At 57.8% G+C, this 1,328-nt stretch carries 3 protein-coding genes and 1 pseudogene; all 4 read right to left on the bottom strand.

Annotation, left to right across the window (positions count from 1 at the left end):
• Positions 1–332: type IV toxin-antitoxin system YeeU family antitoxin (locus OKC40_RS22480; RefSeq protein WP_270797031.1), on the bottom strand; the 332-nt coding region annotated here is incomplete at its 3' end.
• Between the two features lie 2 nt (positions 333–334).
• Entirely contained in the window at positions 335–649 is a 315-nt protein-coding gene (locus OKC40_RS22485; RefSeq protein ID WP_029303595.1) for a hypothetical protein, read from the bottom strand.
• 84 nt (positions 650–733) lie between these two features.
• Complete coding sequence (locus tag OKC40_RS22490; RefSeq protein ID WP_029303596.1) at positions 734–1,090, bottom strand: hypothetical protein; 357 nt, start codon at positions 1,088–1,090, stop codon at positions 734–736.
• Position 1,091: 1 nt separating this feature from the next.
• Positions 1,092–1,328 (bottom strand): annotated as a pseudogene (locus OKC40_RS22495) (hypothetical protein); the annotation flags it as partial.

The following is a 1,328-nucleotide window of genomic DNA, read 5'->3' on the forward strand; positions in this document are numbered from 1 at the left end:
CCAAGGGTATCGGCTTCGCAGGTAAAGCCTCCATGCTGGATAGTGATACGTTGCTGGCGCTGGGCATCCAGTTCGCCTGTCAGCAATTTGCCCTCCAGTTCTTTGATGAGGCGAGGAAAGGCAATTTCCAGCTGGTCTATTGCCTCCTTTGCCCATTCACCTACCAGTGATGCCCGATCTGACAGAAAGTGCAGACGATGATGCTCTTGAATGAGACGAGCCCCAAAGCGCGGCGTCACGGTATGGGGCAAGCCCCACTGCGCAAAAATCCGGGTGGACTGGTCTGGCGCTGCGGGTTGTTGGTCCTGGGTGTGGGTGGTTGTCGTGGTCATGATTAGCAATACCTCAGTCGAATGTCTATGCGGGTGCCGGGCACGTTGTGCCGCTGGCGTAGTCTGGTCAGGTGCTCTGGAAAGTCTGTCAGGCTGGCCAGTCGCCCCCGGTAGAGCCGTGAGAGATTGACGTAGTCAGGGTGACTCACCGTGATGGTTACCTGATGCCCTGGCTGCCAGCAGCCAAACAGGCGGGCTTTGGCCTCTTTGATGGTGGTGATGCCGGGAGCGGGTAACGTTTGGCGGTTGCGCAGATGCAGTTTGTTGAGCTCGGGGGCATAGCGATGCACCTCGAGCCCGGTGATAAGACGGGTCATGTTCGGTGACTCCAATGATGCCAAGGGTCAGCCTGAGAGGGCTGGCCCTTTATGCTGTGTGTTGATGAGCAAGATTGTGGGACGTCAACGATCGCAGTCAGCCGTCTCATTGATAACCGGCTTGCGATTGAGCCGGTACAGCAGGTGCAGCGAGCCGTATTGAGCCACTAGCCGGTCTATGGCTATCTGGGCACAGGCCGTTCTGCTGGGCTTATTTTCAGGTATGGCGTAACGAGCGGTGAGCCAGCCGCCGAGCAGGGCTATGCGGTAGCCGCTCGGGATGTGGGTGAGTGACGTTCCTATACCCCTCCCATGAATGAGGAAAGGCACGGCCTGCCCACCGATGTTGATATCGATGCGTTGGCCCTTTAGCTCAAAGGTGGTGATCTCGCCGGTTCGCGGATGTTTGCCGGGCACCTTGATGGTGATGTTCTTCGCCATTTCACACCTCCGGCTTGCGTTCAAAGTGGCGGGTCACAACGCCTGCTTGCGGGTCAATGCTGATAAACGCTGGGGCTTGCGGGTGGTGCCGATAGAGTCGCGCCAATTCAGCGCGAAACGCCTCGACGTTTGGCGCAATCACATGGTGGGTGTCGCCCTCGGCGTAGGTAAAGGTCTCCAGCCTTTCTGTGTTAATCCAGATGCCGAAGTACCACGCATCTTCTTCGGTGTCGTACTG

This window comes from Aeromonas sp. QDB11 (assembly GCF_027705265.1).
GTDB classification, from domain to species: Bacteria; Pseudomonadota; Gammaproteobacteria; order Enterobacterales; family Aeromonadaceae; genus Aeromonas; species Aeromonas allosaccharophila.

Coding starts and splice junctions, on each gene's coding strand:
- OKC40_RS22490 (WP_029303596.1), bottom strand. CDS start 1,090: ATGGCGAAGAACATCACCATCAAGGTGCCCGGCAAACATCCGCGAACC.
- OKC40_RS22485 (WP_029303595.1), bottom strand. CDS start 649: ATGACCCGTCTTATCACCGGGCTCGAGGTGCATCGCTATGCCCCCGAG.